Genomic DNA, 26545 nt, shown 5'->3' with positions numbered 1-26545 from the left:
TGAAGGACATCTAGCGAGGACGCGACCGCGGATGCGGGCGCGCTAGACTATTCAGCCGCTTCCAGCTGCTCCTCTGGCGCCTGCGCATTGGCGCCCGCCTTGGTGAAGGTCAGGATACCATCCGCCACCGGATCGTTCGCCATCTGCTTGCGATCCGCGACATATTCCTGGTTGAGCCGCCAGGGATAGGCGACGGCATTCTTCGGATTGATATCCTTGGCGCGGGCGAGGTAGCCGCTGGAGAAGCCTTCGAAGATGTCTTCCACCTCCAGCTTCGCCTCCATCTCGGGCGTGAGAACTGGCTTTGCGATGGTGCTGCCCTTGGAGCGCATCTCGTTGAGCACGCGGCACACATAGTCGGAGTTGATATCGGCGCGAAGGGTCCAGCTCGCATTGATGTAGCCGAAGACCACCGCCAAATTGGGCAGGTTCGAATACATGCAGCCCTTGTAGTAAAAACGCTTGCTGAAATCGACGGGCTCAGCGTTCACGCTGATGTTGATCTTGCCCGCAATTGCGAGCTTCAGACCGGTCGCGGTGACGATGATATCCGCTTCCAAGAGCTCGCCGGATTTGAGGCGAATGCCGCTTGCCTCGAAGGCCTCGATATGGCCGGTAACTACGCTCGCCTTGCCCGACTTCATCGCCTCGAACAGGTCGTCATCAGGCACGAGGCACAGGCGCTGTTCCCACGGATTATAGGGCGGCGTGAAAGTGTCCTTGTCGAAGTCTGGGCCGAGCGCTTTCTCAATCCCCTTATAGAGCGCTTTCTTCACCTTCTCCGGCTTGTCGCGCGCGGTTTTGAAGGCGAAGTCCTGCATCTTGATATTCTTGAAGCGGGTGAGCCGGTAGGCACAGCTTTCTGGCAGCACCTTGCGCAGAAAGTTGGCAAGTCCGTCCTTGGCAGGGCGCGCGAACATCCAGGTCGGCGTGCGCTGGAGCATCGTGACGTGCTCGGCTTTGTCGGACATCGACGGCACAATCGTCACCGCCGTCGCACCCGATCCAATCACCACGACTTTCTTGCCGGTATAGTCCAGATCCTCCGGCCAAAACTGCGGATGGAGCACCTGGCCTTCAAACTCGCCCAGCTCAAAACCGGCATCATAGGGCTCGTCATAATCGTAATAGCCCGAACCCAAATACATGAAGTTTGCGGTCAGGTGTGTGCGTGAGCCATCCTCCAGCTCCATCTCGACATGCCAGCGCGCTTCGTCTTCGCGGAAGTCGGCGCTGATGACCTTGTGGCCAAAGCGGATTTTCTCGCGGATGCCGCGTTCATCGACTATACGATTCAAATATTCGAGGATGGCGGGCGCGTCGGCGATCGACTTCTCGTGCCGCCACGGTTCGAAATCGAAGCCAAGCGTGTGCATGTCGCTGTCTGATCGGATGCCGGGATAGCGGAACAGGTCCCAGGTGCCGCCCAAATTCTCGCGCTGCTCGACAATCGCATAGGAGTGATGCGGCGCCTTCATCTTCATGTGCGCGGCCATTCCGATGCCGGAAATGCCTGCGCCTACAATCAGAACGTCGAAGTCGGGGGGTGTGGCCAACATTTTGGGTCTCTCCTCAGATCGATGAAGAAAGCATAGGGTGCGACGAAAAGCCAGTCTTGATTGCAAATAGCAACTGACTTTGGAGGGTCTACGCGTTAAGCGCTCGCGCATGACAATTCCATACCGGCTTTCTGCCGCCGCAATTTCCCTTGCCGCTGCTCTCCCCCATGTCGCCTTTGCCCAAGAGGTTGAAGGGGAAGCTGAGGAGCAGCAGGTTGACACTATCCTCGCCAATGTCCCCGCCATTGTGGTGACGGGAGAGGGGCTGGAGCCGGCGCTCTCGGGCATCATCTATTCAACGACTGAGCTGGATCGCGAGGCGATTGTCTCGACCGGGTCGGGGCGGCTGGAGGATGCGCTAGGCAATGTCGCGGGCTTCCAGCAATTTCGCCGCTCGGACAGCCGCTCGGCCAACCCCACGGCGCAAGGTGTGACGCTGCGCGCGATTGGCGGCAATGCGACCAGTCGCGCGCTGGTGTTGCTCGACGGCGTGCCGGTGGCGGACCCGTTCTTCGGCTATATCCCGCTCGCCTCGATCGCGCCGGAGAGCCTGTCCTCGATCCGCGTGACGCGCGGCGGGGGATCGGGGCCGTTCGGAGCGGGCGCGTTGACCGGTACGATTGAGCTGGAAAGCGTCCGGCCTCAGCAGGTGGATGGGTTTGCAGGCAGCGCTCTCATCAATGACCGGGGAGAGACCGAACTGTCCGGCGTTGCGATCCAGAAACTGGGCGCAGGCTTTGCGAGTGTCAGCGGGCGCTGGGACCGAGGGCAGGGCTTCTTCACGACGCCAGATGACAGCCGCGTGCCTGCCAGTGCGCGGGCGCAGTTCAACAATTGGAACACGGCGCTGCGCATTGTCGCTCCAGTAAGCGACACGGTCCAAGTCCAAGCCCGCGCCGCTTTGTTTGAGGATGATCGCACCCTGCGCTTCGACGGCGCGGATTCGCACCATGACGGCCAGGATTTGAGCCTGCGCTTCATCGGGCGCGGCGATTGGGAGTTTGATGCGGTCGGCTATGTCCAGACGCGCAATTTCTCCAACACGATCATCAGCTCCACCCGCTTTGTCCGCGTGCTTGATCAGGTGGAGACGCCTTCGACCGGCCTTGGTGGCAAGATCGAATTGCGGCCCCCAGTGGCGGAAGGACACGAGCTGCGCGTCGGTGTCGACTATCGCCGTTCTTCGGGCGAGTTGTTCGAGCAAGCCTTCAGCGCTTTCACCGGGAATTTGCGCGAGAGTCGCCGGGCGGGGGGCACCAATTCCAATCTCGGCCTGTTTGTGGAGGACGATTGGGAGATTGGCCCAGTGGTCCTCAATGGCGGATTGAGGCTCGACCGGACGAGCATTGCGGATGGCTTTTTTACCGCGGTCGATCCGGGCGGCGCTCTGGTGACCGAGACGCTTGCTTCCGACCGTTCCGACTGGGGGGTGAGCTGGCGCGCGGGCGCATCGTTTTACGCGACGCGGCGGCTGGATCTGCGCGCGGCGGCCTATAGCGGGCTGCGCCTACCGACGCTCAATGAACTCTACCGGCCCTTCGTCGTTTTCCCCGTGGTGACGCAGGCCAATGCGGCGCTGGAGAACGAGCGGCTGGAAGGCTTCGAAGTGGGCCTCAATTGGCAGCCAGTGAACGAGATAGTTTTCTCCCTCACCGCGTTTGACAATGAAGTCGAGAACGCCATCGCCAATGTGACGCTGGAGCCAAACCTGCGCCAGCGGCAGAACCTGCCTGCGATTGAAGCGCAAGGGGTCGAGGCCGCCGTCCTCGCCAAATTCGGGACGGTCAGCTTTGATGGCTCGCTCGCCTATACCGATGCCACAATTCGCGGAGAGGGCACCTCGCTGGCACTCGACGGCAATCGCCCACCTCAAACGCCCAAGTTTGCCGCCTCCGCGACGCTCGTGTGGGAGCCGCGCGATGGCTGGCGGCTGGCGGGAACATTGCGCCATGTTAGCGCCCAGTTTGAGGATGATCAGGAGACCGACATTCTGCCTGCCGCGACAACTGTGAACCTGTTTGCTCAAGTTCCTGTGAGCGGCAATTTCTCAGTCACTGCCCGCGCAGAGAACCTGCTCGACGAGACCATCGTGACCCGCAATGCTGGCGGAGCGATTGATCTTGGCGTCCCGCGCACTGTCTGGATAGGCTTCCGTGTGGGACTCTGAACCACAGAATACAAACCGGGCCTAGGAGCGCCTAATGGGCAACTCCATTGCGCCCACATGCTGCACTGCGCAATAAATGACGCAGTGCAGCGCAGACTGTGGCATTTTTACATCTATTTGAAAAGAACCCGCTTACACCGCTTGGCACGGTCAAAACCCCTGATAGTCTGTTCTCCGAGAGAACCATACCGACCGGTAAGTCGGGTGGAAGTGGAGAGGAAAAATATGACACGTAAGCTTGCAGCTTATGCTGCTGGCCTAATGGCCTGTAGCTCATTCACGGCACCAGCCTTCGCGCAAGACGCAGAGGAACTTGCGGCCCCCGATGCCAATGAAGGCGTCATCATCGTGACCGCAACGCGCCGTGCGCAAGATATTCAAGACGTTCCAATCGCTGTGACCGCCGTCGGCCAAGAAGCGCTCGACAAGCAAGGCGTAGTGAACGTCCAGAACGTGACACAGGTTAGCCCCAGCTTCTCGACCTCCAATGCGCAAATCTCGTCCGGATCGGTCGTGCTGCGTATTCGCGGTGTCGGTACAACCTCTAACAACATTGGTTTTGAAAGCGCGGTCGGTATCTTCATCGATGGCGCCTATCAGTCGCGTCCCGGCGTCGCGCTGAGTGAATTTGTCGATATTGAGCGGGTTGAGGTTCTGCGCGGTCCGCAAGGCACGCTGTTTGGTCGCAACACGTCGGCTGGTGCGCTGAACATCACCACCAATCGCCCGGATGTGACCAGCTTTGGCGGCTTCGCCAACGCGACCTATGGCAATTACGACCTGATGAACATTCAGGGCGCGGTGAACGTGCCGCTGGTACAAGATACGCTCGCGCTGCGTTTGACGGGTGCCTACCGCAACCGCGATGGCTTCATCGATATCATTGATCCCAACGGCAATGAGATCGGCGAGTCCAATGCGATCGACCAATATCTTGTCCGCACCCAGCTCGGCTATGAAAGCGAAGGCGGCGTGCGCGCACGCTTGATCTTCGACTATTCCGCGAACGAGAACCAGTGTTGCTCCCCGATTGAGCTGCTGGCCAGCGCCAATGAAGCCAATGGCGTGTTCAACTCGGTGGGTCTTGGCCCGCGCGGGGGTCAGGCTCAGCCGATTGTGGCAACCGACCCATTCGACCAGCCCACCGCAGAGCTCGCGATGGACGATCTGACTGCTACCGCTAACCGCGCACCCATGGCGGATGTCGAACAATGGGGCATCTCCGGTGAGATTGAGTTCCCGCTGGGTGAGAACGCAGACCTGATTTACATCGGCTCATATCGCGATTTCCGATCGAATGAGAATTACGACACCGATTTCACGGGCGTCGACTTCTTCGATGTTGATGACCTGCGGACCGAAATCCAGACCATGACCCATGAACTTCGCATCCAGGGCGAAGCGTTTGGTGGATCTTTGAACTGGCTGATCGGTGGCTTCTATTCGGATGAGGAGATCAGTCAGGTCACTGACTTCTCGCTCGGCGCTGAAACTGACGCGCTCTACGGCGCATTTGTAGGCAGCAGCTTTGGCCCGCTCGGCCCGGCTGGTGTCTCTCCGATCACCGCGCTCACCGGCGTGAACCCGGCTGGCACAACCGCGACCAACGCATACAATCAGGAAGCTGAGAGCTGGTCGATCTTCACGCACAACGTGCTGGAAGTATCCGACGGGCTGAACCTGACGCTGGGCCTGCGGTATTCAGATGAGACCAAGTCGGGCGGCTACACCCAACTTGCTTCGAACAACCCGGCCTGTCTATCAGGATTGCAGGTATTAGGCGGGCTCCCAGACGCACAAGCCGCGGCGCTTGGGCCAGTCCTGATTGGCCTTGGCTGCTTTGGCTTTACCGCCCCGGCAATCGGCACTGCAACTCTGCCGCTTCCACAGGAATATCAGGCGACATTCTCCGATTCAGAGCTGATCTACACGGGTAAGATCTCTTATGAGTTCGAAGCGCCGATCACCGCTTACGCCAGCTTTACGCACGGCTATAAAGCGGGCGGTATCAACCTTGATGTGACCGCAGCGATTGGCGGGGCTGACCCGACCTTCCTGTCAGAAGAGGTTGACGCGTATGAGATTGGCATCAAGGGGCAATTCCTTGACCGTGCGCTGACCACCAACCTCGCGATTTTCCGGCAAGAGTTCAGCAATCTGCAGATCCTCGAATTCACCGGCGCTGCCTTCCAGACCTTCAACGTTCCGGAAGCTGTCAGTCAGGGTATTGAATTGGAATCGGTCATTCGTCCAAGCGATTATCTGACCTTTAATCTGGGTCTGACTATCACCGATGCGAACTATCCCGATGATTGCGCGGGCGACATTACTGCGGCTCAGGTGACGGAATTGTGTGGTAACTCGCTCACCAACGCGCCGGATGTCGTCGCGATTGGCGGCTTCAACTATGAGCGTGATCTGGGAACCAATATGACCTGGTTCATCAACGGTCAGGTCCGTATGGAGAGCGACCGCCGGACTTCGACCCAAGCGTCGAACCCGGGCAGCAACGGAGCGCAGCTGCTTCCGTTCGATGTTCAGGACGGCAACACCAAGATCAACCTGCGCGCAGGTATTGGTGCCGCTGACAAGAGCTGGACGCTGGAAGCATGGGCGGTGAACCTCACCGACCAAATCACCCGTTCGGTGACGTTCAACACGACGCTTCGCGGCAACCCGGGCTTCACCGCTCGCTCGGCCTTCGTCTCCGAGCCGCGCACCTACGGTGTTACGCTGCGGACTGAGTTCTAAGTCCGGCGCGTTTAAGCGAACCTCAAACGAAAAACGCCTCGGGAAAACGGGGCGTTTTTTGTTTCATGATCGCCCATCCGGGCGATCGTCCTCGCTAGACGTCCTTCGGGGAATCTTCCCCTACAGACCCGCTGCGGGCCGCGCAGTCGCGCTCTGACTGCCGTGATCAAGAGGATAGCGCAGTAACGGTCCGCGGCCAGCGGACCGCGAGCGCACGCGCGCGAGCCGTAGCGGGTCCGCAGCGAAGCGGAGGACGTCTAGCGAGGACGCAGGCCCGGATGGGCCTGCGCAATCACATAGATCTAGCGATCAGCATCTTCATGACTTCGTTGGAGCCGCCGAAGATCCGCGTGATGCGCCCGTCGCGGTACATTTTTGCGATCGGATATTCGTTGATGTAGCCCGCCCCGCCATGCAGTTGGAGGCACTTGTCGACGACTTCGCTTTGGAGCTCCGTCACCCAATATTTCGCCATGCTCGCCGTCGCCACATCAAGCTCACCTTTTAGCAGCTTCGCGATGCAATCGTTGACGAAGACGCGGGCGGCTGTGCCCTTGGCCTTCAGGTCGGCGAGCACGAACTGCGTGTTCTGGAAGTCCCAGATCGTCTGGCCAAACGCCTTGCGGGTCTTGACGTATTCAACCGTCACATCGAGCGCTTTCTCAATCGCGGTCGCCGCGCCCATGGCGATGACGAGGCGCTCCTGCGGAAGTTCGCCCATCAGTTGGTAGAACCCTTTACCTTCGACCCCGCCGAGCACGTTCTCTGCCGGCACGAACACATCCTCAAAGAACAGCTCTGAGGTGTCCGCCGCATCCAGCCCGATCTTGTCGAGCTTCTTGCCGCGCTGGAAACCCTCTGCCCCTTCGGTCTCCAGCAGCATCAGCGAGATGCCCTTGGCCCGCTCATTCGGGTCGGTCTTGGCGACGACAACGATGAAGTCCGCTGTCTGCCCGTTCGAGATATAGGTCTTCGCCCCGTTGATACGGTAGCCATTGCCGTCTTTCAGCGCGGTCGTGGTGATCGACTGGAGGTCGCTGCCGACGCCTGGCTCAGTCATGGCAATCGCGCTGACGAGCTCTCCGGTGACGAGTTTTGGCAGATACTTCTTCTTCTGCTCTTCGGTGCCGTGCCGCACGAGATAAGGCAGGATGATGGTGTTGTGGAGCGAGGCCGCAAAGCCGTCGACGCCGTGTTTCGCCTGCTGGTCGATCACCACCATGTCGTGGCGGAAGTCGCCGCCATGGCCGCCATATTCTTCGGGTACGGACACGCCGAGCAGACCCGCCGCGCCCGCCTCATTCCAAAACTCACGTTCCACCTGGCCGTTCTCGCGCCAGGTTGCGACGCGCTTTTCCGGAGCGTGCTGCTGATAGAATTTGCCAACGGCGTCTGCGAAGATCGAAATCTCCTCGTCTTCCATAAATTCGGGCTGGGGCACGTCGATGACGGGCATGGTGCATTTCCTCTCTAAGATACTTCAATTTCCGTGCGTGCTGAGCTTGTCAAAGCACCGCTCTTCTTCTTGAAAGACGGAGCAAAAGGCAGAACGGCCCTTCGATAGGCTCAGGGCGAACGCACTTAGCTTAGCTATATCACTTGCCCTTCCAGTTGGGCGCGCGCTTTTCGGCAAAGGCGGCCGCGCCTTCGCGGGCGTCTTCGGAGACGAAGACCGGGGCGATCAGCGCGCCTTGCTTGTTGTAGCGATCTTCCATCGCCCAACCGCGCGACTCTTTCATGATCTGCTTCGAGACGCGCACCGCGAGCGGGCCGTTGGCGGCGATCTTGGCGGCAAGCTCCATCGCGCCGTCGAGCGCGGAACCCTCGGTCACAGTGTTGATCAGGCCGAGCTCATAGGCGCGGCCCGCATCGATGAAGTCGCCGGTCAGCGCCAGCTCCATCGCGATCCGCTCCGGGATTTGGTCAGGCAGCATCATCACGCCGCCCGCTGCTGCCACCAACCCGCGCTTGGCTTCGGGAATACCGAACTTTGCGCCTGCATTGGCGACCACAAGGTCGCACGCAATCATCAGCTCGAGCCCGCCGGCAAGCGCATAGCCCTCCACTGCCGCGATCAGCGGTTTCGCCGGAGGCGCCTGCACCACGCCGCCAAAGCCGCGCCCTTCGACGCTGGGGCTCTCACCGCGCAGGAAGCCTTTGAGATCCATGCCAGAACAGAAGGTGCCGCCTGCACCGGTCAGAATGCCGACGCGCAGATCGTCCTCGCCGTCGAGCCGGTCCATCGCCGCGGCGATGGCTTCGGAGGCGGCCTTGGTCATGGCGTTTTTGGCTTCGGGGCGGTTGATCGTGACGATCAGAACGCCGTCTTTGACTTGCGTGAGGACTTCTTCGGACATCAGGCTCTCTCTTTCCCAATTATGTGATTTCAATTTGAAACTGAATTCTTGTGCAATGAGTGCAGGCGCTTTACGAATACGTCAACCGCATTTTCGAAAGATCGCCGACAAACGGCGCAAATGACGAGAGAGGATAAGGCCCATGGGCGAAGCTTACATCATCGACGCAGTGCGCACCCCGCGCGGGATCGGCAAACAGGGCAAGGGCGCTTTGGCCGAGCAGCATCCGCAGCACCTCGCAGCCACGGTCCTCAAGGCGATTGCGGAGCGCAACTCGCTCGACACCTCGACCGTCGACGATGTGATCTGGTCGGTCTCGACGCAGGACGGCATGCAGGCTGGTGATTTAGGCCGGATGGCGGCTCTCGATGCAGGCTATGACATCACCTCGTCCGGCACGACGCTCGACAGGTTTTGCGGGGGCGGGATCACTTCTGTCAACCTTGCCGCCGCTCAGGTGATGAGCGGCATGGAAGACTGCATCGTTGCAGGCGGGACCGAGATGATGAGCCTCACCGCTGCTATGGCCAAAGAGAAGATGCAAGCGGGTCTCAAGCCGCCCATGATGGGCAGCTATAATGAGCGCCTTCAGCGCGTGCATCCGCAGAGCCACCAGGGCATTTGCGGCGATGCCATCGCCACCATCGAAGGCTTCACCCGTGAGGAGCTGGACGAGGTCGGCTACCGCTCGCAGCAGCGTGCGGCCGAAGCCATCAGCGAGGGCCGCTTCGACAAGTCGGTTGTGCCGGTGACGCTCGACGATGGCACGGTGGTGCTCGACCGGGAGGAATATCCCCGTCCGCAAACGACGAAGGAAGACCTTGCCAATCTGGAGCCTGCCTTCACCAAGATCGCGGACGTACCGCTTGATGCGAATGGCACGACGTTCCGTGGGCTGATCAATCAGAAATATCCGGACGTTGAGATCCAGCACTTCCACCATGCGGGCAACTCCTCTGGCGTCGTCGATGGCGCGGCGGCCGTTTTGATTTGCTCGAAGGAATACGCGCAGAAGCACGGTCTCAAACCGCGCGCGCGGATCGTCCAGACCGCCAATATGGGCGATGATCCCACGCTGATGCTGAACGCGCCGGTGCCTGCTGCGAAGAAGGTGCTGGAGCGCGCCGGTATGACCCTGAATGATATCGACCTGTTCGAGATCAACGAGGCGTTCGCCGTGGTTGCCGCGAAGTTCGTGCGCGATCTCGGGCTCGATTGGGACAAGGTGAACGTCAATGGCGGCTCGATCGCTTTGGGCCACCCGATTGGCGCGACCGGATCGATCCTGATCGGCACGATCCTCGACGAGCTGGAGCGGCGCGAGCTCAAAACCGGCCTCGTGACGATGTGCGCAGCGGGCGGCATGGCCCCGGCGATCATCGTCGAGCGCGTGGACGATTTCGTTGACTGACCAAACAGCGAAGGTGCCTGACAACACCCCGGTCATCATCGGGGTGGGCCAGCATTCAGAGCGTGTGGGTGAGCCAAGCTACGAGGCCTTGTCCTACATGGACCTTGGCGCGCGCGCTCTGGCGGCTGCGATTGCGGATAGCGGTGCGAGTGGGTCGGTAGCGGGCGCTATCGACACCCTCGCAAGCATCCGGGCTTTCGAGATGTCGCGGCCTGACCGCACGCCTCCTTTCGGAGGTTCGGACAATGTGCCCAGAAGCTTCGCCAAGCGCGTGGGCGCTGATCCCAAGCGTGCAATCCTTTCGACCACGGGCGGGCAGTACAATCAGAAGCTGGTCGGAGAATTTGCCGAGGACATTGCCGAGGGACGCAGCCAATGCGCGGCGATTGTCGGTGCAGAGGCGATCTCCACCGTTCTCGCGCTGGCGGCCAAGGGTGAGACGCCCGATTGGTCAGAGGAAGTTGGCGGGGAGCTGCAAGATCGGGGTTTTGGCCTTGAAGGCCTGCTTGAACCTGCGCTCTTCGCCCACGGAGCCACGGGTGCGATCCCGCTCTACGCCATTGCTGAGAATGCACGGCGGGCGCAGTTGAGTTTGGGGCTGGACGACTATCGCCGCGAGATCGGCGCACTGTTTGAACCCTTCACGCGAGTCGCTGCCGCGAACCCTCACGCCGCCGCGCCCAAGGTCCGCACGGCTGAGGAACTCGCGACCATAACCGACCGCAACCGCATCGTCGCAGAACCCTATGCCCGCATGACCGTGGCTCGCGATCAGGTGAACCAGTCCGCGGCAATCATCATAGCCAGCGCAGGCAAAGCGCGCGAGCTGGGCGTGCCGGAGAGCCAGTGGGTGCATATCCACGCCGTCACCTGCGCGACCGAACTCGACCTGTCCGAGCGGCCCGACCTGGCCGGCAACCCCGCCTCCATCGCCTCGGTCGAACAGGCATTTGAGTTGGCGGGCAAGAGCATGGAGGCGATGGACCACCTCGACTTCTATTCCTGCTTTGCGATCCCTGTCTTCAATCAGTGCGATCACTTCGGTCTTGCCATCGACGATCCGCGTGGTTTGACCCTGACCGGAGGACTGCCGTTCTTCGGAGGGGCCGGAAACAACTACTCCGCGCACGCGATCTGCGAAGCGGTAGCGCGGGTGAGAGCTGCGCGCGGCTCCTATGCGCTGGTCGGCGCGAATGGCGGGTGGATGAGCAAATATGCGGCCGGTATCTACTCAAGTGAGCCTGCTGATTGGAGTGGGGTGGAACGCGTCCGCACAATCCCCAAAGCGACCAACGGCATCGCGCGCAGCATGGCACCCTTCGATGCAGCGATGGTCGAAAGCTACACGATCAACCACACGAAGAAGGGCTCTGACGCGGTCTTCATCGGGCGCAACAATGACGGAGAGCGCGTGGTCGGGAACGCAGACCTCACCGATGAAGCGACCCGCGCAGCGTTTGAAGGCGGAGAACCATTCGGAGCGAAACTGTCCGTCACGCAGGACGAGCGTGGGCGCAATATCGGACGCGTGACCACCTAGTCTTTTCGCTCCCCACCCAGGAAATCGAGCGCATCGAAGCCTTCGGGCGCGGGCACTTCGGTGATGGGATCGTCGCGATCGTCGAATTCGGTGCGAAGCGCGCGGCTCATCACGGCGTGCATCATATACATGGTGGTGGTGTAGGTGAGCTCGAGGATTTCCTCGTCCGAGAATTCCGCCTTCAGCGCGTCGAACAAAGCGTCCGGCACGCGGCCCATATGCATCACCAACCGGTCGGCATAGGCGAGGACCAGCCGTTCCTTCGCATCGAACACGCTCGCGGTCTGCCATGTCGGCAGGGACTCGATCTTCTCCTCAGGGTAAGCGAGGCCGCGCAGGGACTTGCAATGCTGCGAGAAGACGAACTGGCTGCCACAAGCCCATCCCGCCCAGGTCTGGCCCAACTCGCGCAAGGTTGGCTCGAGTCTGCGCGCCGGGTCACGGTAATAGGCAAAGCCCTGCGCTGCATGCTTCAACGTCGCGGGCGAGTTGGCAAACACCGTCCACCAATCGCCTGGAGTGCCCGTCGCGGTGCCGGGCTCTGCCACAGGATCGCGCTCTCCAAACAGCATTTGGTAGAGGGGCAGGGCGGTCTTCTCATCCGCTTCGGCGCGCGGCACTTCTCTCAAACGCGGCATGGATCAGGCGTCCTTTCGCATGTCGGCGGTGGCCGGCGTGTGTGTGATGTCGCCGGGTCCGAACTCTTTCGTGGTCGCGGCGAATTCGAGCATGATGCCGTTGGGATCGGTGAAATAGACCGAGCGCACAAAGACGCCCTCATGCATCTCGCGGCTCATGCCCGCAGGGCTGTCATCGTGGTTCACAACGGTATGCGTGTGCTCAACCCCTGCCTCCTGCAAACGGTCGAGCGCGGCCTCCAGCTCCTCTTCCGCCATGTGAAAGGCGAGGTGGTTCATCGAGCCGACGGCCGTCTTTGCCTCCATCGGAAACTTCTTGACCGAAGCGATACCTGGCGCTGCCTCCGGCCCGTCCTCCCACCAGAAGAACGCCACCGCATTGCCGCCTCCACAATCGAAGAAGAAGTGCTGCCCGCCTCCGGGAAGCTCTACCGTCTTGAACAGCGGCATGTTGAGGACGTGGGTGTAGAACTTCACCGTCTCCTGCATGTCGCGGCACACCAGCGCGACGTGGTTGATGCCCTTGGTCCTAATCATTGCGCGCTCTTGATCATGGCAGTCTCCTTGCGCCCCATTGAGTGCACGAGCGGAGGCGCGTGATCAACCGATGCGGACGCTTTGGGCTTTGACATGAGGGCCGCTCTCAGGTATTTAGTTTCAAACGTAACCAGTTTGTAATATTTGGGATCCCCTCACAATGACCAAGCACCCCGGCGATCTGTTCGACAATCCCGCTGGCCTCGACGGCTTTGAGTTCGTGGAATTTTGCGCGCCTGAAAAAGGCATTCTGGAGCCGGTTTTCGAAACGATGGGCTTCACCCGCGTTGCCAAGCACCGTTCGAAAGATGTCGATCTGTGGCGTCAGGGCGGGATCAATCTGGTCGTCAATTACGAGCCGAAGAGCGCCGCGTGGTACTTCGCCCAAGAACACGGGCCGAGCGCCTGCGGCATGGCGTTCCGAGTGCGCGACGCGGCCAAGGCCTATGACCACCTGATCGAAGCGGGCGCAGAGCCTGTTGCCAACCAGCCCGGTCCGATGGAGCTTTCTATCCCGGCCATCCGCGGCATTGGCGGCGCGATCGTCTACCTCGTCGACCGTTATGCCGGGTCTGAGGGCAAGAGCCTGACGATCTATGACATCGACTTCGACTATCTGCCCGGCGTTGATCCCTATCCCGAAGGCGCAGGCTTCCACACGATCGATCACCTGACCCACAACGTCTACACTGGCCGCATGAAGTATTGGGCCGACTATTATGAGCGGCTCTTCAACTTCCGCGAAATCCGCTTCTTCGACATCAAGGGCGAATATACCGGCCTCACTTCCAAAGCGCTGACCGCGCCTGACGGCAAGATCCGGATCCCTCTTAATGAAGAAGGCGACAGCGGTAAGGGTCAGATCGAGGAATTTCTGCGCCACTATAATGGTGAGGGTATTCAGCATATCGCGCTGATCTGCGACGACCTCACCGGTTGCTGGGACAAGCTGCAAAAGCTCGGCGTGCCATTCATGACCGCACCGCCTGCGACCTATTACGAGATGCTGGATGAGCGTCTGCCGGGACACGGTGAAGACGTGAACGAGCTGCAGACGCGCGGCATTCTCCTCGACGGCACAACAGAAGGCGGAAGCCCACGCCTCCTGCTTCAGATTTTCGCAGAGGCGAAAGTCGGGCCGCTCTTCTTCGAATTCATCCAGCGCAAGGGCGACGACGGCTTTGGCGAAGGCAACTTCAAGGCTCTGTTCGAAAGCATGGAACGCGACCAGATCCGCCGCGGCGCTCTGGAGGTTGACGAGAAAGAGCCTGCGGAATGAGCGAGGCTACCAACCACCCCGTCAAATTGGGAGGCGTCCACCACGCTGCCTATCGCTGCAAGGATGCGAAGGAAACGGTCGAGTGGTATGGCCGCGTGCTCGGCATGGACTATACCACCGCCTTTGCGGAGGATCACGTCCCATCGACTGGCGCTTACGATCCCTACATGCACGTCTTCCTCGATGCAGGGAACGGCAACATTCTGGCCTTCTTTGAGCTGCCCAATCAGCCGGAAATGGGCCGCGATGAAAACACCCCGCAATGGGTCCAGCACCTCGCTTTCCGGGTTCCGGATGAGGACGCTCTGCTGGAGGCTAAGGCCCATGTCGAAGCGCAAGGGATCGACGTGCTTGGCCCCACGCATCACGGCATCTTCAAATCGATCTACTTCTTCGATCCCAATGGCCACCGCGTCGAGCTTGCAGCCGACATCGGCACGCAGGAGCAGTATGACGAACTAAAGCGCGTTGCTCCGATGATGCTGGAAGAATGGAGCGAGACCAAGAAAGCCCCACGCCACGCCGACTGGCTGCACGAAATCGCCCGCGCCGAGCACGGCAAGGGATAAGGTCTAAGTCGAGCGCGAGATGCGCGGCCACAAAGCGGGCTGATCGTCGCTAAGCGCTCGGTGGCCGAGCCAGACTGACCATTCGCTCTCACTGCCGAATTCATCCTGCCATTGCCACAACCGCCTTGTGTAGCGCCCAAGCGCATATTCGCGGGTGAAGCCCATTGCCCCATGCGCCTGATGCGCGGCGGCGGCGACTTTGGAAGCGGCCTCTCCGCAGCGTATCTTGGCGATAGCAATATCCTCCAGCGTCGTGTCTGAGCATTCAGGATCGGCGCGCACCGCGTCCGATGCAAGCTCGACCGCCGCAATGCTAGCCGCCGTCTCACAAGCAATGTCGGAGAGGTGGTGCTGGACCGCCTGAAACTTCGCCAGCGGGCGCCCGAATTGCTCGCGTTCCTGCGTGTAGCCAAGCGTCAGATCGAGCACCGCCTGCATCGCGCCAGCCATCTGCGCGGATCGGATCAGCGCTCCCATCGCGCACAGCTTTTCCGCGCTCAGCCAATTGGGCGCAGGCCCTGATACCAATGCGCCGTCAATGGGGGCAGAGAGAATGGCGGCCCCATCCTCGCCTTCCTCTTGCGCTCTGAGATTAGTCGCGTTGAGCGGGGCAAGCCGCAGCTGTCCTCCTTCAAGCAAAAGCACCGCTCCGGCATTTTGAGCGTGCGCAACGGGCGCGTCAGGCTCAAGTGGATCAGCCAAGGCAAACTTCTCTGTCGAAGCCTCCAACCCTGCGAGCGACAGCACGCCGGCAACCAGCATGGTATCGGCCAAAGGCAAGGCCAGCGCATGGCGGGCGGCCAGTTGTGCGAGCACCGCTGCATCGGCAAGTGAACCGCCAAAGCCGCCATGCTCTTCACTCGCGGCAAGCAGCGGGAAGCCGTTCTCGACCAGCGTCTCCCAAAGAGCGTCAGCTTCAGCGCCCTGTCCAGCAGCTGCGTCAATCGCCGCAAGCGGCGCATCGGTGAGAATGCGCTCAAGCCCCTGCGTGATCTGGTCGAGAGTCTCAGCCTCCATCACCGCATCCCCATTTCGCGCGCGATGATCCCGCGCAGAATCTCGGTCGTCCCGCCACGCAATGTGTTGGAGGGCAGGTGGAGCACCGCGTCTCTCAGCAGCATGCCAAGGCCATCGGGCCATTCGTTGCGCGCAATCCCGCCGAGCATCGCGCGCAGCCTTGCGATCACGTCATTCTCGAACCGGTTGCCCATTTCCTTGACCACGGCAGCGGCGGTGTTGGGGCTTTCCCCGCGCTCAAGCATCTCCGCAATGCCGAGCGACATGCGCCGCAATACGCGCAGATTGGCGAGGATTGATCCGATCTCACCTGCGCGCCGGTCATCGCAGTGCGCTGCAAGGACTGGCATCGCGGTTTCCAACACGCTCAGCGAGGTGAGGAAGCGTTCCGGGCCAGAGCGCTCTAGCGTCAGCTCGCCCATGCACTGCGCCCAGCCATTGCCCTCTTCGCCCAACAGCGCGTCGGCGGGTAGTTCGACATCTTCGAACAGCGTCTCGTTGAAATGCGGCGTCCCGCCCAGATCGCGTATGCCGGTTATGTCGACCCCTGGCAGCGAAAGGTCGACGAGGAATTGCGACAGGCCCACCTGCCGGTTTCTCCCTTCTGCGGGCGAGGTCCGCGCGAGCACGATCATGTAATGCGAGAAATGCGCGCCGGTGGACCAGATCTTGCGGCCCGAAAGCATCCATCCGGTATCGGTGCGCTTTGCTGAAGTACGGATCGCGGCGAGGTCAGAACCGGCTTGCGGCTCACTCATCCCGATGGCTGTGTAGCATTCTCCGGCGGCAATTCGGGGCAGGATGTCGCGCTTTTGCTCCTCGGTCCCATAGCGCAGGATCTGGCTGCCCGTCTGCCGGTCAGCGATCCAGTGGGCGGCGACGGGCGCTCCGGCGGCAAGTATTTCCTCGGTCACGACAAACCGGTGGCCGATGGGCCGCTCCGCCCCGCCATACTCGCGCGGCCACATCATGCCCAGCCAGCCGCGCGCACCCATCTTGCGGCTGAAGTCGAAGTCCACCGCCGAAACCCAGCAATCAGCCTGCGGAGTGAAGCCTCCGGATGCGCGCTCCTCTGCAAGGAAGGCGCGGACCTCTGCGCGCAAGTGTTCGGCAGCGGGGTCGGGCGTGGGTTTGGGGAATTCGAACATTGCCGTGAAGGGTACGGGGCGTGGGCTCCAGCGTCCAGCGATCTGAGTGCGTTATCAGCTCGCGATCTGGTCCCAGCTAAGGTCAAACCGGGCGAGATATTTGCGCAGACGGTCCGCATCGTTGGTGGACTTGCGCATCGCCCGCGACTTCTCGAACAGCACACGACCCGCTTCGGACAGGCTGCGGCATTGGCGGCACACGCCGATGACATAGTCGAGTTGAACGCGGTCAAACGGGTCGATGTCGGCAAGCTTCTCGGCAGGCAGAATGTCCGCAGCAGCGCCCGTCGCAGCTGTCTCGCCCGACCAAAGGGCTTTCAACCGATCCACTTCCAAGGCCACTGCCGCGCGGTCGATCCGGCCATTGCCGCAAAGGGTTGCCATGCGCGTCACACTGGCGGCGAGGTCCCGGAAATTGCCTTGCCAGGATGCTCCGATGCTTTCGGCGAAGGAGAGATAGGCCTCGCGTGCTTCCTTGTTGAAGGTCACGCGGTCGCCCTCGCGTTCGGCAAAGCGTTCGAGCTCATAGTCGAGGTTGGGGGCAATATCTTCGCGCCGCTCAGCCAGCCCCGGCAGTTCGAAGGTCCATAGGTTGAGCCGAGCAAACAGGTCTTCGCGGAAAGAGCCTTCGCGCACTTCATGCATCAGATTGCGGTTGGTGCCTGCGATCAGTTGAAACTCGCTCTGCACCTCCTTGTCCGCGCCCACGGGCAGGAAACGGCCCTCCTCAATGGCGCGCAGGATCATCGCCTGTTCGTCCAGACCCAGCTCGCCGATTTCGTCGAGGAACAGGACGCCTTTGTCGGCGCTTTTGAGCAGGCCCGCCCGCTCACTCGCCGCGCCGGTGAACGCGCCCTTCTTGTGGCCAAACAGAGCCGACATCGCGCTGTCGCCTTTCAGTGTGGCGCAATTGACTTCGACAAAGGGCCCTTCGACCTGATGGCGCAGTTTCTTGAGGTCATAGATCTTGCGCGCCAGCTGGCTCTTGCCTGCCCCCGTCGGCCCCATCAGCAGGATCGGCGCGCGGCTGCGGATGGAGACTTGCTCGATCTCCTCGATCATGCGGTTGAAGGCGGCGTTGCGGGTGTCGATCCCGCTTTTGAGGAAGCTTGCACTTTCGGCGCTGGTTTCTGCAAAGCGGGTGGCGATGCCGTCATAGCGCGAGAGGTCGAGGTCAATCTCAGCCCAATGGCCGATAGGCTGGGGGGCGCCGCCCTTGGGCTGCGTCTGGAGCAGCTTGCCCGGCAGAAAGCGCGCCTCGGTCAGCAGGAACAGGCAAATCTGCGCGACATGCGTGCCGGTGGTGATGTGGATGAGGTAGTCGTTCGTCTCAGGGTCAAACGGAAACTCGCGCGCGAAGTCGAGCAGCTTGGTGTAGACCTCCTCAAAGTCCCACGGATCATCGAAATTGAGCAGCTGCGGGCTCACCTCGGTCTCCGGCGAGACAGCGCGAATATCGTCCATCACAAAGTCAGCAAGGCGCTGGTGCTGCTTGCCATGGAGCAGGACAAAGCGATCGACGCGCAGGTCCTCCTGCATGCAGATGCTGACCGTGGGCCGCCACTTGTTCCAGCGCGTAGGCCCGAACTTGGAAGCGTCGAGAGTGGAGCCAAGGAAGCCAATGACGGTGAGCGGTTTCATAGCCTAATGTATAAATTTAGATAAAAATCGATACAAGAGGATTGTTCCTGGCGATTTTGGCAGGTGGGTGCGCATTTTGTAGGAGTCCAAGAAAGTTTCGTAAAATCAGTATTCTAGGACGATTTCAAACCCTCTAAACCAGTTTTGGCACACCCTCTGCAATGTATCTGGCGTCGGGCATGTCGAACTCCCGACAACACAAGCAGCGGTGAAGTGGGCGGTCGGAATGGGCCGACCGCCCAAAACCGCCAAGAGATTTGAATTGGAGTTGGACTATGGCCAACAAGAACCTGTTTTCCTCGGCACTTGCGGTGTTTTCGCCGCGCGCTACGGCTGCGAACTACGAAGGCGCAGTCGCGTACGCCTATGAACCCAAGGCCAAGCTGGCACAGCTGGCGGCTACCGGTACCTTGTCGGATGGTTTCTATTCGGGCGCCCAGGCTCAGCTTGCTGATGTGCTGGAAGCGGCGGCTAAGGTTGATCCGGAATGGGTCGCCAAATGCGCTGTCTATGCTCGCCAGTCGGGCGCGATGAAGGATATGCCGGCTTTGCTGACGGCTTACCTGACGGTGGCTGATCCAGACCTCGCTGTCCCGGTCTTCAACCGCGTGATCGATAACGGGCGTATGCTGCGCAACTTCGTGCAGATCATGCGTTCGGGTCAGGTTGGGCGTACCTCGCTCGGCTCGCGTCCCAAGCGCCTTGTGCGCGAATGGTTTGAGCAGGCGTCGTACAAGCAGCTGATGCATGCATCGACCGGCAAGGATCCGAGCCTCGCAGACATCGTCAAGATGGTTCACCCTAAGCCCGCCGATCCGGAGCGCCGCGCGTTCTATGGCTGGCTGATCGGCAAGCCGTATGATGTCGATGCTCTGCCTGCCGAACTGGCTGCATTTGAAGCTTGGAAGGCCGATAAGTCGCGTCCTCTGCCTGAGGTTCCGTTTGAATGGCTGACGTCGTTTGAGCTGACCAAGAAGCAGTGGGCAAAGCTTGCAGAGCGCATGGGCTGGCAGGCGCTGCGTATGAACCTCAACACTCTGGCGCGTCACGGCGCGTTCGGTGTGAACGGGGTGAGCGAGACGGTCGCAACCCGTCTGGCTGATCCCAAGGCGATGGCGCGGGTTAAGCCTGCTCCGTACCAGTTGATGACCGCTCTGACCCAGGTCGGGGAGGGCGTTCCGCTGGAGGTTCAGGCTGCGCTTGAGAAGGCGCTGGAAGCTTCGGTTTCCAAAGTGCCCAAGCTCAAAGGCAATGTCGTGGTCTGCCCCGACGTGTCAGGTTCGATGCAGTCGCCGGCTACCGGCTACCGCAAGGGTGCGACTTCGGTCGTGCGCTGCATCGATATCGCCGCTCTGGTGGCCGCAGCTGTGCTGCGCACCAACAGCAAGGCGCGCGTCCTGCCTTTCGCAGAGCGCGTCGTGGATGTGGAGCTGAAGCCCTATGCCCGTCTCGCCGCGAATGCGGAGAAGATGGCATCGATCTGGGGTGGCGGGACGAATGTCTCGGCGCCTCTGGCCAAGCTCAATAAGGAGCGTGCGCAGGTCGACACCGTTGTGATCGTTTCGGACAACCAGTCCTGGATCGACAACAACTATTACGGCCCGACCGCTGTGATGGACCAGTGGAACACGCTGAAGCGCCGTAACCCGGCTGCCAAGCTGATCTGCATCGACATCCAGCCTTACGGCACGACGCAAGCAAAGGACCGCAGGGACATCATGAATGTCGGCGGGTTCACCGACGCGGTCTTCGCGGCAATGGCTCGCTTCGCCAATGGGCAAGCGAAAGATTGGGCGCAGATCATCGATGAAGTGGAGATTTGAATGAAGTGAATACAAGGGAGGCCGGGGCATCCGGTTCCGGCCTCCACCACAATTTGGAAAGCGTCGAGGCAAATGCCGGTGGGACTACATTGGCTCCAAACCGAAAGGTATGGCCCGACGAGTAAAGCGCCCCAATATCCGCAAGGGTACGGGGAGATGCGGGTTCGAATCCCGCCTTGCCATGTAGCTTAAGGGCCGTGTCTCGCTATCCCTCGTTGTCTCGACGCTTTTCAAACCCATGGCGAATGCCGCTTAGGACTACATGGTCTTCAACACCCCAGGTCGCGGGTTCGAGTCCCGCCGGATCCACCAAATGCGGGTCCGTAGCTCAGTCGGTAGAGCAGGTAACGTCTTTCGCACCACCCTTGTCGCCATGGGGATAGATTTTTGAAACGCCGGAGCCAGCCGCTCTGGCAAGCACAACAAAGAACGCTGGCGGATGCCTGTGGGACTACATTTCGGTAAGGGCCTTAGGGCCTCGCGGTTCGAGCCCGCAAACGTCTCACTAACCCTCGCCGCCAGTACTGGAATCAATTGGGCCGGGGCCACCCGCTCCCTCCACCCTTCCACCCGGATCGTAACCCGGTGTGATCATCCGGGTGGAAGGGTGGAGGGAGCGGGTGGCTTGGCACACGTCAGGATCAACCAAGGAGGTCGCGATGACTGAAGCGTCCGAAGCAAAATTTGAATACACGCATGTGGAAGGCGGCGCTCCGATCAAGTCCTGGACGCGCGGCGTTCCCGTGGATGACAAGGCCAAGGACCAGATGGCCAAGGCTGCGAAGATGCCGTTCATCTTCAAGCATGTCGCCGCCATGCCCGACGTTCATGTCGGCATTGGCGCAACCGTGGGCTCCGTGATCCCGACCAAGGGCGCGGTGATCCCGGCGGCTGTGGGCGTCGACATTGGCTGCGGCATGATGGCGGCGCGGACCTCGCTGATGGCGAGCGATCTGCCTGACAACCTTGCGGGGCTCAGGTCCGCTATTGAGGCCGCCGTTCCGCATGGACGGACGGCGGGCCGGGGCAAGCGCGACAAAGGCGCATGGGGCGATCCCCCTGCGTCCGTGGTCGAGGCTTGGGCGACGCTCAAAGCGCGGTTCGACAAGATCTGCGAAAAGTACCCACGGCTGGCGAACACCAACAACGTGATGCATCTCGGCACGCTGGGGACCGGCAACCACTTTGTGGAAGTCTGCCTCGACACCGAGCAGCGCGTGTGGGTGATGCTGCATTCCGGATCGCGGGGCGTTGGCAACGCGATCGGGCGGTTCTTTATTGAGCTCGCCAAGAAGGACATGCGGACCTGGCATATCAATCTGCCGGACGAAGACCTCGCCTATTTCCCGGAAGGGACCAACCACTTCGCCGATTACGTCGAAGCGGTGGAATGGGCGCAGGACTTCGCCTTTCTCAACCGGCGGGTGATGATGACGCATACGCTCGACGCGGTGCGGTCGGTCATTGCCAAGCCGTTCGAGGCCGAATGCGAAGCGGTCAACTGCCACCACAATTATGTGGCGCGGGAAAACCACTTTGGCGAAAATGTGCTGGTGACCCGGAAGGGCGCAGTGCGGGCCGCGAAAGGCACGCTCGGCATCATACCCGGCTCGATGGGAGCGAAAAGCTTCATCGTGCGAGGTCTGGGCAATGCGGAGAGCTTTGAAAGCTGCTCGCACGGCGCAGGCCGGGTGATGAGCCGGACTCAGGCCAAGAAGCTGGTGTCGCTCGACGAGCACATCGCGGACACTGCCGGGGTCGAATGCCGGAAGGACGAAGGCGTAATCGATGAAACGCCCAAGGCCTACAAGCCGATCGAAAAGGTCATGGCCGCACAGTCGGACCTGGTAGAGATCGTGCATACGCTGAAGCAGGTGGTGTGCGTGAAGGGGTGATCCTCTTCGCGGGCACTGCCTGCTCATCCAATTAGAAGTAGAAAGACAATGTCAAATTCAGTGCCCATCGACCCTGCTGTTAGGATCGACATCGATAGCCGCCTTGCGAAAGTCGCGAGCGAGGAAGGCGTGCGTCTGCTAATGGCGGTCGAGTCCGGCTCGCGGGCGTGGGGCTTTCCTTCGCCCGACAGCGACTATGACATTCGCTTCCTTTATGTTCGTCCGCGGCGGGATTACCTCGCACTCGGGGCGTTGCGGGATGTGATTGAACGGCCCATTGTCGATGAGATAGACCTGAGTGGCTGGGATATCCGCAAAGCGCTTGGCCTCATGCTCAAGCACAATGCGGTGGTCTCGGAATGGATGGAAAGCCCTATCCGCTACATCGCGGATGACCCTATCGTCGTCGATCTCAAGGCGCTGGCGGACCGCCACTTCAACCCTCGCGGCTATGCGCGCCATTATGCCAATCTAGGCAAAGGCACGGTTGCGCGCTGGTTTGAGGATGGCGATGCGATCCCGGTGAAGCGTTACTTCTATGCGCTGCGCCCCGCGCTCTCCATCCGGGCTCTGCGCATCAATCCCGATGCGCGTCCTCCGATGGAGATGAGCGCGCTGATGCGGGCCTGTGGGCTTGGCTCTTCGCTGGTCGAACAGATTGAGGAGCTCATCACTCTCAAGGCGCAAACGAATGAAAAGGGTAATGCGACGCGGATGCCCGAAATCGAACAGTTGGTTCATGCCGAACTTGAGCGTGCGGAAGATGCGCCCGAACGGTTGGACCCGAACACTTTCATGCAGGAAGCCAACGCGCTTTTCCTGAAACTGGTAGAAAACAAATGATCACTATCGACGGCTCTGAAGGCGAAGGCGGGGGGCAGGTGCTGCGGTATTCTGCTGCGCTTTCGCTGATGACGGGGGAGCCTTTTACTATTGAGAACATTCGCGGCGGGCGGGCGAAGCCTGGCCTGATGCGGCAGCATGTCACCTCACTTGAAGCCGCCGCTGCGATTGGCGGTGCTGAGGTGAGCGGGCTGGCCGTGGGGTCGGATACTATCACCTTTCGACCGGGCTCTGTGACGCCCGGAGACTACCACTTTGCGGTTGGCACAGCTGGCGCGACGGGGCTGGTGCTGCAGACGATACTTGTACCGCTGATGCTCTCGGATGGGCCGAGCCGCCTCGTGATCGAGGGCGGGACGCATGCCATGGCTGCGCCTCCGTTTGAGTTTATCGCTCAGACCCTGCTGCCGGTGCTCGCGAAGATGGGGCCAAAGGTTTCGGCAACCATGGAACGGCACGGCTTCTACCCGCGCGGTGGCGGACTGATCGTGATCGAGTTTGCGCCCTGTGGCCTGACGCCTGTGGAGCTGACTGACCGCGGCGCGCCGCTCTCAAACTCTGCCGAAGCGATTGTTGCTGGCATCCCCTCCGACATCGCGGAGCGAGAGCTGAAAGCCATGCGCAAAGTGCTGCCCGAATGGCGTGAGGAGGCCTTCACCACGCGCCATGTCCCCGCCGAGCAAGGCCCCGGAAACGCTGTCCTCGTCACCACTGCTTTCGAGCATGTGACCGAGATCATGTCCGGCTTTGGCAAGCTTGGCGTGCCAGCAGAGCGGATCGCAAAGACCACCGCCAAGCGGGCGGCGGGTTACATCGCCAGCGGTGCCTTTGCGGGACCCTATCTGCAGGACCAGCTGTTGCTGCCCATGGCGCTTGCTCGCGGTGGGGCATTCACCACGGTGAAGCTCAGTCAGCACACGCGCACCGCGATGGAGATCATCGAGCGCTTCACGGGCACTACCTTCCGCGTCACCGACACGAAAGGCGGCGCGCACTTGATTGAGGTCGTGCGCTGAGGCAATTGCTCGGGGGCGGTTCGCAAAGAGCCGCCCCTTGAGGAGAGCGCCTGTGGCCGACACACAGCAATTCGACCCGCTGGATGAGATTTCGAACTGGGTTTCGCAGACCTCTCGCGATTGGCCCGCCGAGGCGCTGACCATCGCGGAAAACTCCCTGATCGACACGGTCGCTTGCATGGTCGCGGGCGCACCCGAGCCTGCGATGGCGAAGCTCTTTGGGCTGGTCTCGACCTGGGGCGAGGGGCCGTGCACCATCGTAGGATATGGGCGCAAACTCTCCGCACCCTGGGCCGCTCTCGTCAACGGGGCGAGCGCGCATGTGCTTGACTATGACGACAATTTCGACCCGGCAAAGGCCCACGCTTCCGCCGTCCTGATCCCCGCTCTGATCGCGGTGGGAGAGGAAGAGGGAGCGAGCATCGCCGACCTGCTCGACGCCTATATCGTCGGCCTCCAGGTCACCGGCCATGTCGGCCAAGCGGTCAATCCGTTCCACCGCAATCGCGGCTGGCATGCGACCGCGACGATGGGTGCGATTGGGGTGGCGGCTGGCTGCGCTCGGCTGTTAGGTTTGGACAAGTCGCAGGCGGCGCATGCGGTCTCCATGGCGACCAGTAGAGCGGGCGGTTTCATGAGCCAATTCGGCACCGACACCAAGCCCTTGCACGCAGGCTTCGCAGCCTCGGGAGGCGTACAATCGGCGCTGATGGCGAGGGCTGGGCTGACTGCTGGCACAAAGACTCTCGAAGGCCCGCACAGCCTGCGCACCCTGATGGTGGGCCCGGATGTGGAGGAGCGCGCTCAAGAGATGATCGGCAGCGACGAACACGGCCAATCGACCAGCTGGATCGCGGGCCGGATCGCTGCTCCGCTACAAATCCTCGCCAACGGATTGAAGGTCAAACGCTTCCCCAATTGCGGCAGTGTCCACCGCGCTCTGGATGGCACTTTGGAATTGCTGGAAGCGCATGGCTTGGGCGCCGATGATGTGGAACAGGTCCACGTCGCCGCGCCCGCATCGCACCTGCGCAACCTGCAATACGAAGACCCGCAAACGCCCAGCGAGGCCAAGTTCTCGCTCGAATACAACCTCGCCATAGCTCTCCACCAACGGCAGGTAGGGCTTGGGGACTTCGCGCCTGAAGCCATTGCCAGGCCCCAAGTGCGCGCGTTGATGAGCAAGGTCGCCAAGCAGCCGGTTGAGAAGCTTGAGAGTGAGTTTCCGACGCAAGTCACCATCCGCACCACCTCGGGCGAGACGCACTCCACGGTCGTCAAGATGCCGGTCGGTAGCCGGGACGTGCCACTGTCGCGTGCGCAATTGCTGGAGAAGCTCTCCGATTGTTGCGCGCATGCTGGGGTTGATGCGGGCAAGCTCCATACCCATTTCAAATCAGTCGGTCATTCGTCGAAGATTTCGCAGCTGACCGACCTTTTGCAGTCGACATAAACGAGCCAAATGGCCTAGTCGCACGCATTCAATTGGAGGGGCCACCAATGGAAAAGTTCACCGCTCTCATCCTTGCCGCAAGCCGCAAAGGCAAAGAGGATGAAGTCGCCAAATTGCAGGGCGTCAGCCACAAATGCCTCGTCAAAGTGGACGGGGTCGTGATGCTCGAACGGGTGGTCGATGCGATTGCCGCAAGCGAGCATGTGGACCGCATCTTTGTCTCGATCGAAAGCGAAGAGATCCTGCGCGAAGCCCCAGCATTGGCGGCGGCTCTCGACAGCGGAAAGATCCACTTCCTGCCGAGCGGTGAGAACCTCTTCCTCAGCATTGAAAGCGGGGTAGGAGCCATCGAAGACCCCTATCCGATGTTGGTCTCAACCGGTGACAACGCGCTTCACACGACCGAATATATCGACCATTTCTGCGAGCAGTTTAACGCAACCGAGGGTGATGGCTTTGCGGGCTTCACGCCTGCGCAAACGATCCTCGACGCCTATCCCGATGGCAAACGCGCCTTTCACGAATTGAAAGACGGCGGCTGGTCGAGCTGCAACCTCTATGGCCTGCGCAACGACAAGGCGGTGAATGCGTCGCGTGCTTTTGAAACGGGTGGGCAATTCGGTAAACAGCCGCGCCGCTTGCTCAAAGCCATGGGGCTGGGTTTTGTGATTAAATACCGCTTTGGCCTTTCGACCCTGCAAGGTCTGGCTGAGCACCTGTCGCGTCGTTGGAATCTCACGCTGCGCCCGGTCATCATGCCGTTCGCTGATGCGCCGATTGATGTCGACAATGTCGGCGATTTTCACCGCACGGAGCGTATTCTGAAAAAGCGCCGCGGGGCGCTCGCTGAGTAGCGTTTTCCTACTTCGCATCAGGGCGGTAGAGTTCCGCCCATGAATCT

20 protein-coding genes are annotated in these 26545 nt (G+C 60.9%); 12 read left to right on the top strand and 8 right to left on the bottom strand.

What is annotated here, in order from left to right:
* Positions 1 to 47: 47 nt before the first annotated feature.
* Complete coding sequence (locus AC0V6X_RS10785; RefSeq protein ID WP_486184547.1) at positions 48 to 1559, bottom strand: flavin-containing monooxygenase; 1512 nt, start codon at positions 1557 to 1559, stop codon at positions 48 to 50.
* Positions 1560 to 1668: 109 nt separating this feature from the next.
* On the opposite strand from AC0V6X_RS10785, the gene AC0V6X_RS10780 reads away from it, so the two are divergent.
* A complete protein-coding gene (locus tag AC0V6X_RS10780) occupies positions 1669 to 3726 on the top strand; it encodes a TonB-dependent receptor (protein ID WP_486184546.1) in 2058 nt (685 codons plus the stop codon).
* Between the two features lie 225 nt (positions 3727 to 3951).
* On the top strand, positions 3952 to 6477 hold the full coding sequence (locus AC0V6X_RS10775; protein WP_486184545.1) for a TonB-dependent receptor: 2526 nt from the start codon (positions 3952 to 3954) through the stop codon (positions 6475 to 6477).
* Between the two features lie 292 nt (positions 6478 to 6769).
* Here AC0V6X_RS10775 and AC0V6X_RS10770 read toward each other — a convergent pair whose 3' ends face one another.
* Together AC0V6X_RS10770 and AC0V6X_RS10765 are read right to left on the bottom strand one after the other, a co-directional pair.
* Complete coding sequence (locus AC0V6X_RS10770) at positions 6770 to 7933, bottom strand: acyl-CoA dehydrogenase family protein (RefSeq protein WP_486184544.1); 1164 nt, start codon at positions 7931 to 7933, stop codon at positions 6770 to 6772.
* 139 nt (positions 7934 to 8072) lie between these two features.
* A complete protein-coding gene (locus AC0V6X_RS10765) occupies positions 8073 to 8834 on the bottom strand; it encodes a crotonase/enoyl-CoA hydratase family protein (RefSeq protein WP_486184543.1) in 762 nt (253 codons plus the stop codon).
* A gap of 142 nt (positions 8835 to 8976) precedes the next feature.
* On the opposite strand from AC0V6X_RS10765, the gene AC0V6X_RS10760 reads away from it, so the two are divergent.
* Positions 8977 to 10245, top strand: coding sequence for an acetyl-CoA C-acetyltransferase (locus AC0V6X_RS10760; RefSeq protein ID WP_486184542.1), 1269 nt, complete (start codon positions 8977 to 8979; stop codon positions 10243 to 10245).
* Positions 10246 to 10258: 13 nt separating this feature from the next.
* Positions 10259 to 11785 carry an acetyl-CoA acetyltransferase gene (locus AC0V6X_RS10755; protein WP_486184541.1) on the top strand — a complete coding sequence of 509 codons (1527 nt, stop codon included), beginning with the start codon at positions 10259 to 10261 and terminating at the stop codon, positions 11783 to 11785.
* Here the strand turns inward: AC0V6X_RS10755 and AC0V6X_RS10750 are convergent.
* Together AC0V6X_RS10750 and AC0V6X_RS10745 are read right to left on the bottom strand one after the other, a co-directional pair.
* Positions 11782 to 12423 carry a carboxymuconolactone decarboxylase family protein gene (locus AC0V6X_RS10750; protein ID WP_486184540.1) on the bottom strand — a complete coding sequence of 214 codons (642 nt, stop codon included), beginning with the start codon at positions 12421 to 12423 and terminating at the stop codon, positions 11782 to 11784. The genes AC0V6X_RS10755 and AC0V6X_RS10750 overlap by 4 nt on opposite strands.
* 3 nt (positions 12424 to 12426) lie before the next feature.
* The gene (locus AC0V6X_RS10745) at positions 12427 to 12960 is read right to left on the bottom strand and encodes a VOC family protein (protein ID WP_486184539.1); all 534 of its coding nucleotides are present in this window, start codon (positions 12958 to 12960) and stop codon (positions 12427 to 12429) included.
* A 160-nt stretch (positions 12961 to 13120) separates the two neighbouring features.
* Between AC0V6X_RS10745 and hppD the strand changes: the two genes are divergently transcribed.
* Together hppD and AC0V6X_RS10735 are read left to right on the top strand one after the other, a co-directional pair.
* On the top strand, positions 13121 to 14239 hold the full coding sequence (gene hppD, locus AC0V6X_RS10740; RefSeq protein ID WP_486184538.1) for a 4-hydroxyphenylpyruvate dioxygenase: 1119 nt from the start codon (positions 13121 to 13123) through the stop codon (positions 14237 to 14239).
* On the top strand, positions 14236 to 14808 hold the full coding sequence (locus tag AC0V6X_RS10735) for a VOC family protein (protein WP_486184537.1): 573 nt from the start codon (positions 14236 to 14238) through the stop codon (positions 14806 to 14808). The genes hppD and AC0V6X_RS10735 overlap by 4 nt, the downstream gene beginning before the upstream one ends.
* Before the next feature lie 3 nt (positions 14809 to 14811).
* Here AC0V6X_RS10735 and AC0V6X_RS10730 read toward each other — a convergent pair whose 3' ends face one another.
* The 3 genes from AC0V6X_RS10730 to rtcR are packed head-to-tail and all read right to left on the bottom strand — an operon-like array spanning position 14812 to position 18614.
* Positions 14812 to 15825 carry an acyl-CoA dehydrogenase family protein gene (locus AC0V6X_RS10730; RefSeq protein ID WP_486184536.1) on the bottom strand — a complete coding sequence of 338 codons (1014 nt, stop codon included), beginning with the start codon at positions 15823 to 15825 and terminating at the stop codon, positions 14812 to 14814.
* Entirely contained in the window at positions 15825 to 16973 is a 1149-nt protein-coding gene (locus tag AC0V6X_RS10725) for an acyl-CoA dehydrogenase family protein (protein WP_486184535.1), read from the bottom strand. Before AC0V6X_RS10725 ends, AC0V6X_RS10730 begins: the two co-directional genes overlap by 1 nt.
* A gap of 54 nt (positions 16974 to 17027) precedes the next feature.
* Positions 17028 to 18614 (bottom strand): RNA repair transcriptional activator RtcR, encoded by a 1587-nt coding sequence (rtcR, locus tag AC0V6X_RS10720; protein WP_486184534.1) that lies wholly within the window; start codon positions 18612 to 18614, stop codon positions 17028 to 17030.
* Positions 18615 to 18889: 275 nt separating this feature from the next.
* On the opposite strand from rtcR, the gene AC0V6X_RS10715 reads away from it, so the two are divergent.
* The 6 genes from AC0V6X_RS10715 to AC0V6X_RS10690 all read left to right on the top strand — a co-directional run bounded on the left by AC0V6X_RS10715 (position 18890) and on the right by AC0V6X_RS10690 (position 26498).
* A complete protein-coding gene (locus AC0V6X_RS10715; RefSeq protein ID WP_486184533.1) occupies positions 18890 to 20437 on the top strand; it encodes a vWA domain-containing protein in 1548 nt (515 codons plus the stop codon).
* 659 nt (positions 20438 to 21096) lie between these two features.
* On the top strand, positions 21097 to 22332 hold the full coding sequence (locus AC0V6X_RS10710; RefSeq protein WP_486184532.1) for an RtcB family protein: 1236 nt from the start codon (positions 21097 to 21099) through the stop codon (positions 22330 to 22332).
* Positions 22333 to 22380: 48 nt separating this feature from the next.
* Positions 22381 to 23175, top strand: a complete 795-nt coding sequence (locus AC0V6X_RS10705) for a nucleotidyltransferase domain-containing protein (RefSeq protein WP_486184531.1) — start codon at positions 22381 to 22383, stop codon at positions 23173 to 23175.
* Positions 23172 to 24191 carry an RNA 3'-terminal phosphate cyclase gene (gene rtcA, locus AC0V6X_RS10700; RefSeq protein WP_486184530.1) on the top strand — a complete coding sequence of 340 codons (1020 nt, stop codon included), beginning with the start codon at positions 23172 to 23174 and terminating at the stop codon, positions 24189 to 24191. Before AC0V6X_RS10705 ends, rtcA begins: the two co-directional genes overlap by 4 nt.
* Positions 24192 to 24243: 52 nt before the next feature.
* Positions 24244 to 25644: an MmgE/PrpD family protein gene (locus tag AC0V6X_RS10695; RefSeq protein WP_486184529.1), complete on the top strand. Its 1401-nt coding sequence runs from the start codon at positions 24244 to 24246 to the stop codon at positions 25642 to 25644.
* 47 nt (positions 25645 to 25691) lie between these two features.
* Positions 25692 to 26498, top strand: coding sequence for a nucleotidyltransferase family protein (locus tag AC0V6X_RS10690; RefSeq protein WP_486184528.1), 807 nt, complete (start codon positions 25692 to 25694; stop codon positions 26496 to 26498).
* Positions 26499 to 26545: the final 47 nt, after the last annotated feature.

The organism is Erythrobacter sp. S267, assembly GCF_057365045.1.
Note: the sequence above shows the minus strand (reverse complement) of the source record. Positions and strands in the feature narration are given on the sequence as shown.

Excerpts from the sequence above, each read along its gene's own strand:
- AC0V6X_RS10785 (WP_486184547.1), bottom strand. The coding sequence starts at position 1,559 with ATGTTGGCCACACCCCCCGACTTCGACGTTCTGATTGTAGGCGCAGGC.
- AC0V6X_RS10760 (WP_486184542.1), top strand. The coding sequence starts at position 8,977 with ATGGGCGAAGCTTACATCATCGACGCAGTGCGCACCCCGCGCGGGATC.
- AC0V6X_RS10745 (WP_486184539.1), bottom strand. The coding sequence starts at position 12,960 with ATGATTAGGACCAAGGGCATCAACCACGTCGCGCTGGTGTGCCGCGAC.
- AC0V6X_RS10725 (WP_486184535.1), bottom strand. The coding sequence starts at position 16,973 with ATGTTCGAATTCCCCAAACCCACGCCCGACCCCGCTGCCGAACACTTG.
- AC0V6X_RS10690 (WP_486184528.1), top strand. The coding sequence starts at position 25,692 with ATGGAAAAGTTCACCGCTCTCATCCTTGCCGCAAGCCGCAAAGGCAAA.
- AC0V6X_RS10715 (WP_486184533.1), top strand. The coding sequence starts at position 18,890 with ATGGCCAACAAGAACCTGTTTTCCTCGGCACTTGCGGTGTTTTCGCCG.
- rtcA (WP_486184530.1), top strand. The coding sequence starts at position 23,172 with ATGATCACTATCGACGGCTCTGAAGGCGAAGGCGGGGGGCAGGTGCTG.
- AC0V6X_RS10730 (WP_486184536.1), bottom strand. The coding sequence starts at position 15,825 with ATGGAGGCTGAGACTCTCGACCAGATCACGCAGGGGCTTGAGCGCATT.
- rtcR (WP_486184534.1), bottom strand. The coding sequence starts at position 18,614 with ATGAAACCGCTCACCGTCATTGGCTTCCTTGGCTCCACTCTCGACGCT.
- AC0V6X_RS10735 (WP_486184537.1), top strand. The coding sequence starts at position 14,236 with ATGAGCGAGGCTACCAACCACCCCGTCAAATTGGGAGGCGTCCACCAC.
- AC0V6X_RS10750 (WP_486184540.1), bottom strand. The coding sequence starts at position 12,423 with ATGCCGCGTTTGAGAGAAGTGCCGCGCGCCGAAGCGGATGAGAAGACC.
- AC0V6X_RS10775 (WP_486184545.1), top strand. The coding sequence starts at position 3,952 with ATGACACGTAAGCTTGCAGCTTATGCTGCTGGCCTAATGGCCTGTAGC.
- AC0V6X_RS10765 (WP_486184543.1), bottom strand. The coding sequence starts at position 8,834 with ATGTCCGAAGAAGTCCTCACGCAAGTCAAAGACGGCGTTCTGATCGTC.
- AC0V6X_RS10780 (WP_486184546.1), top strand. The coding sequence starts at position 1,669 with ATGACAATTCCATACCGGCTTTCTGCCGCCGCAATTTCCCTTGCCGCT.
- AC0V6X_RS10770 (WP_486184544.1), bottom strand. The coding sequence starts at position 7,933 with ATGCCCGTCATCGACGTGCCCCAGCCCGAATTTATGGAAGACGAGGAG.
- AC0V6X_RS10705 (WP_486184531.1), top strand. The coding sequence starts at position 22,381 with ATGTCAAATTCAGTGCCCATCGACCCTGCTGTTAGGATCGACATCGAT.
- AC0V6X_RS10710 (WP_486184532.1), top strand. The coding sequence starts at position 21,097 with ATGACTGAAGCGTCCGAAGCAAAATTTGAATACACGCATGTGGAAGGC.
- hppD (WP_486184538.1), top strand. The coding sequence starts at position 13,121 with ATGACCAAGCACCCCGGCGATCTGTTCGACAATCCCGCTGGCCTCGAC.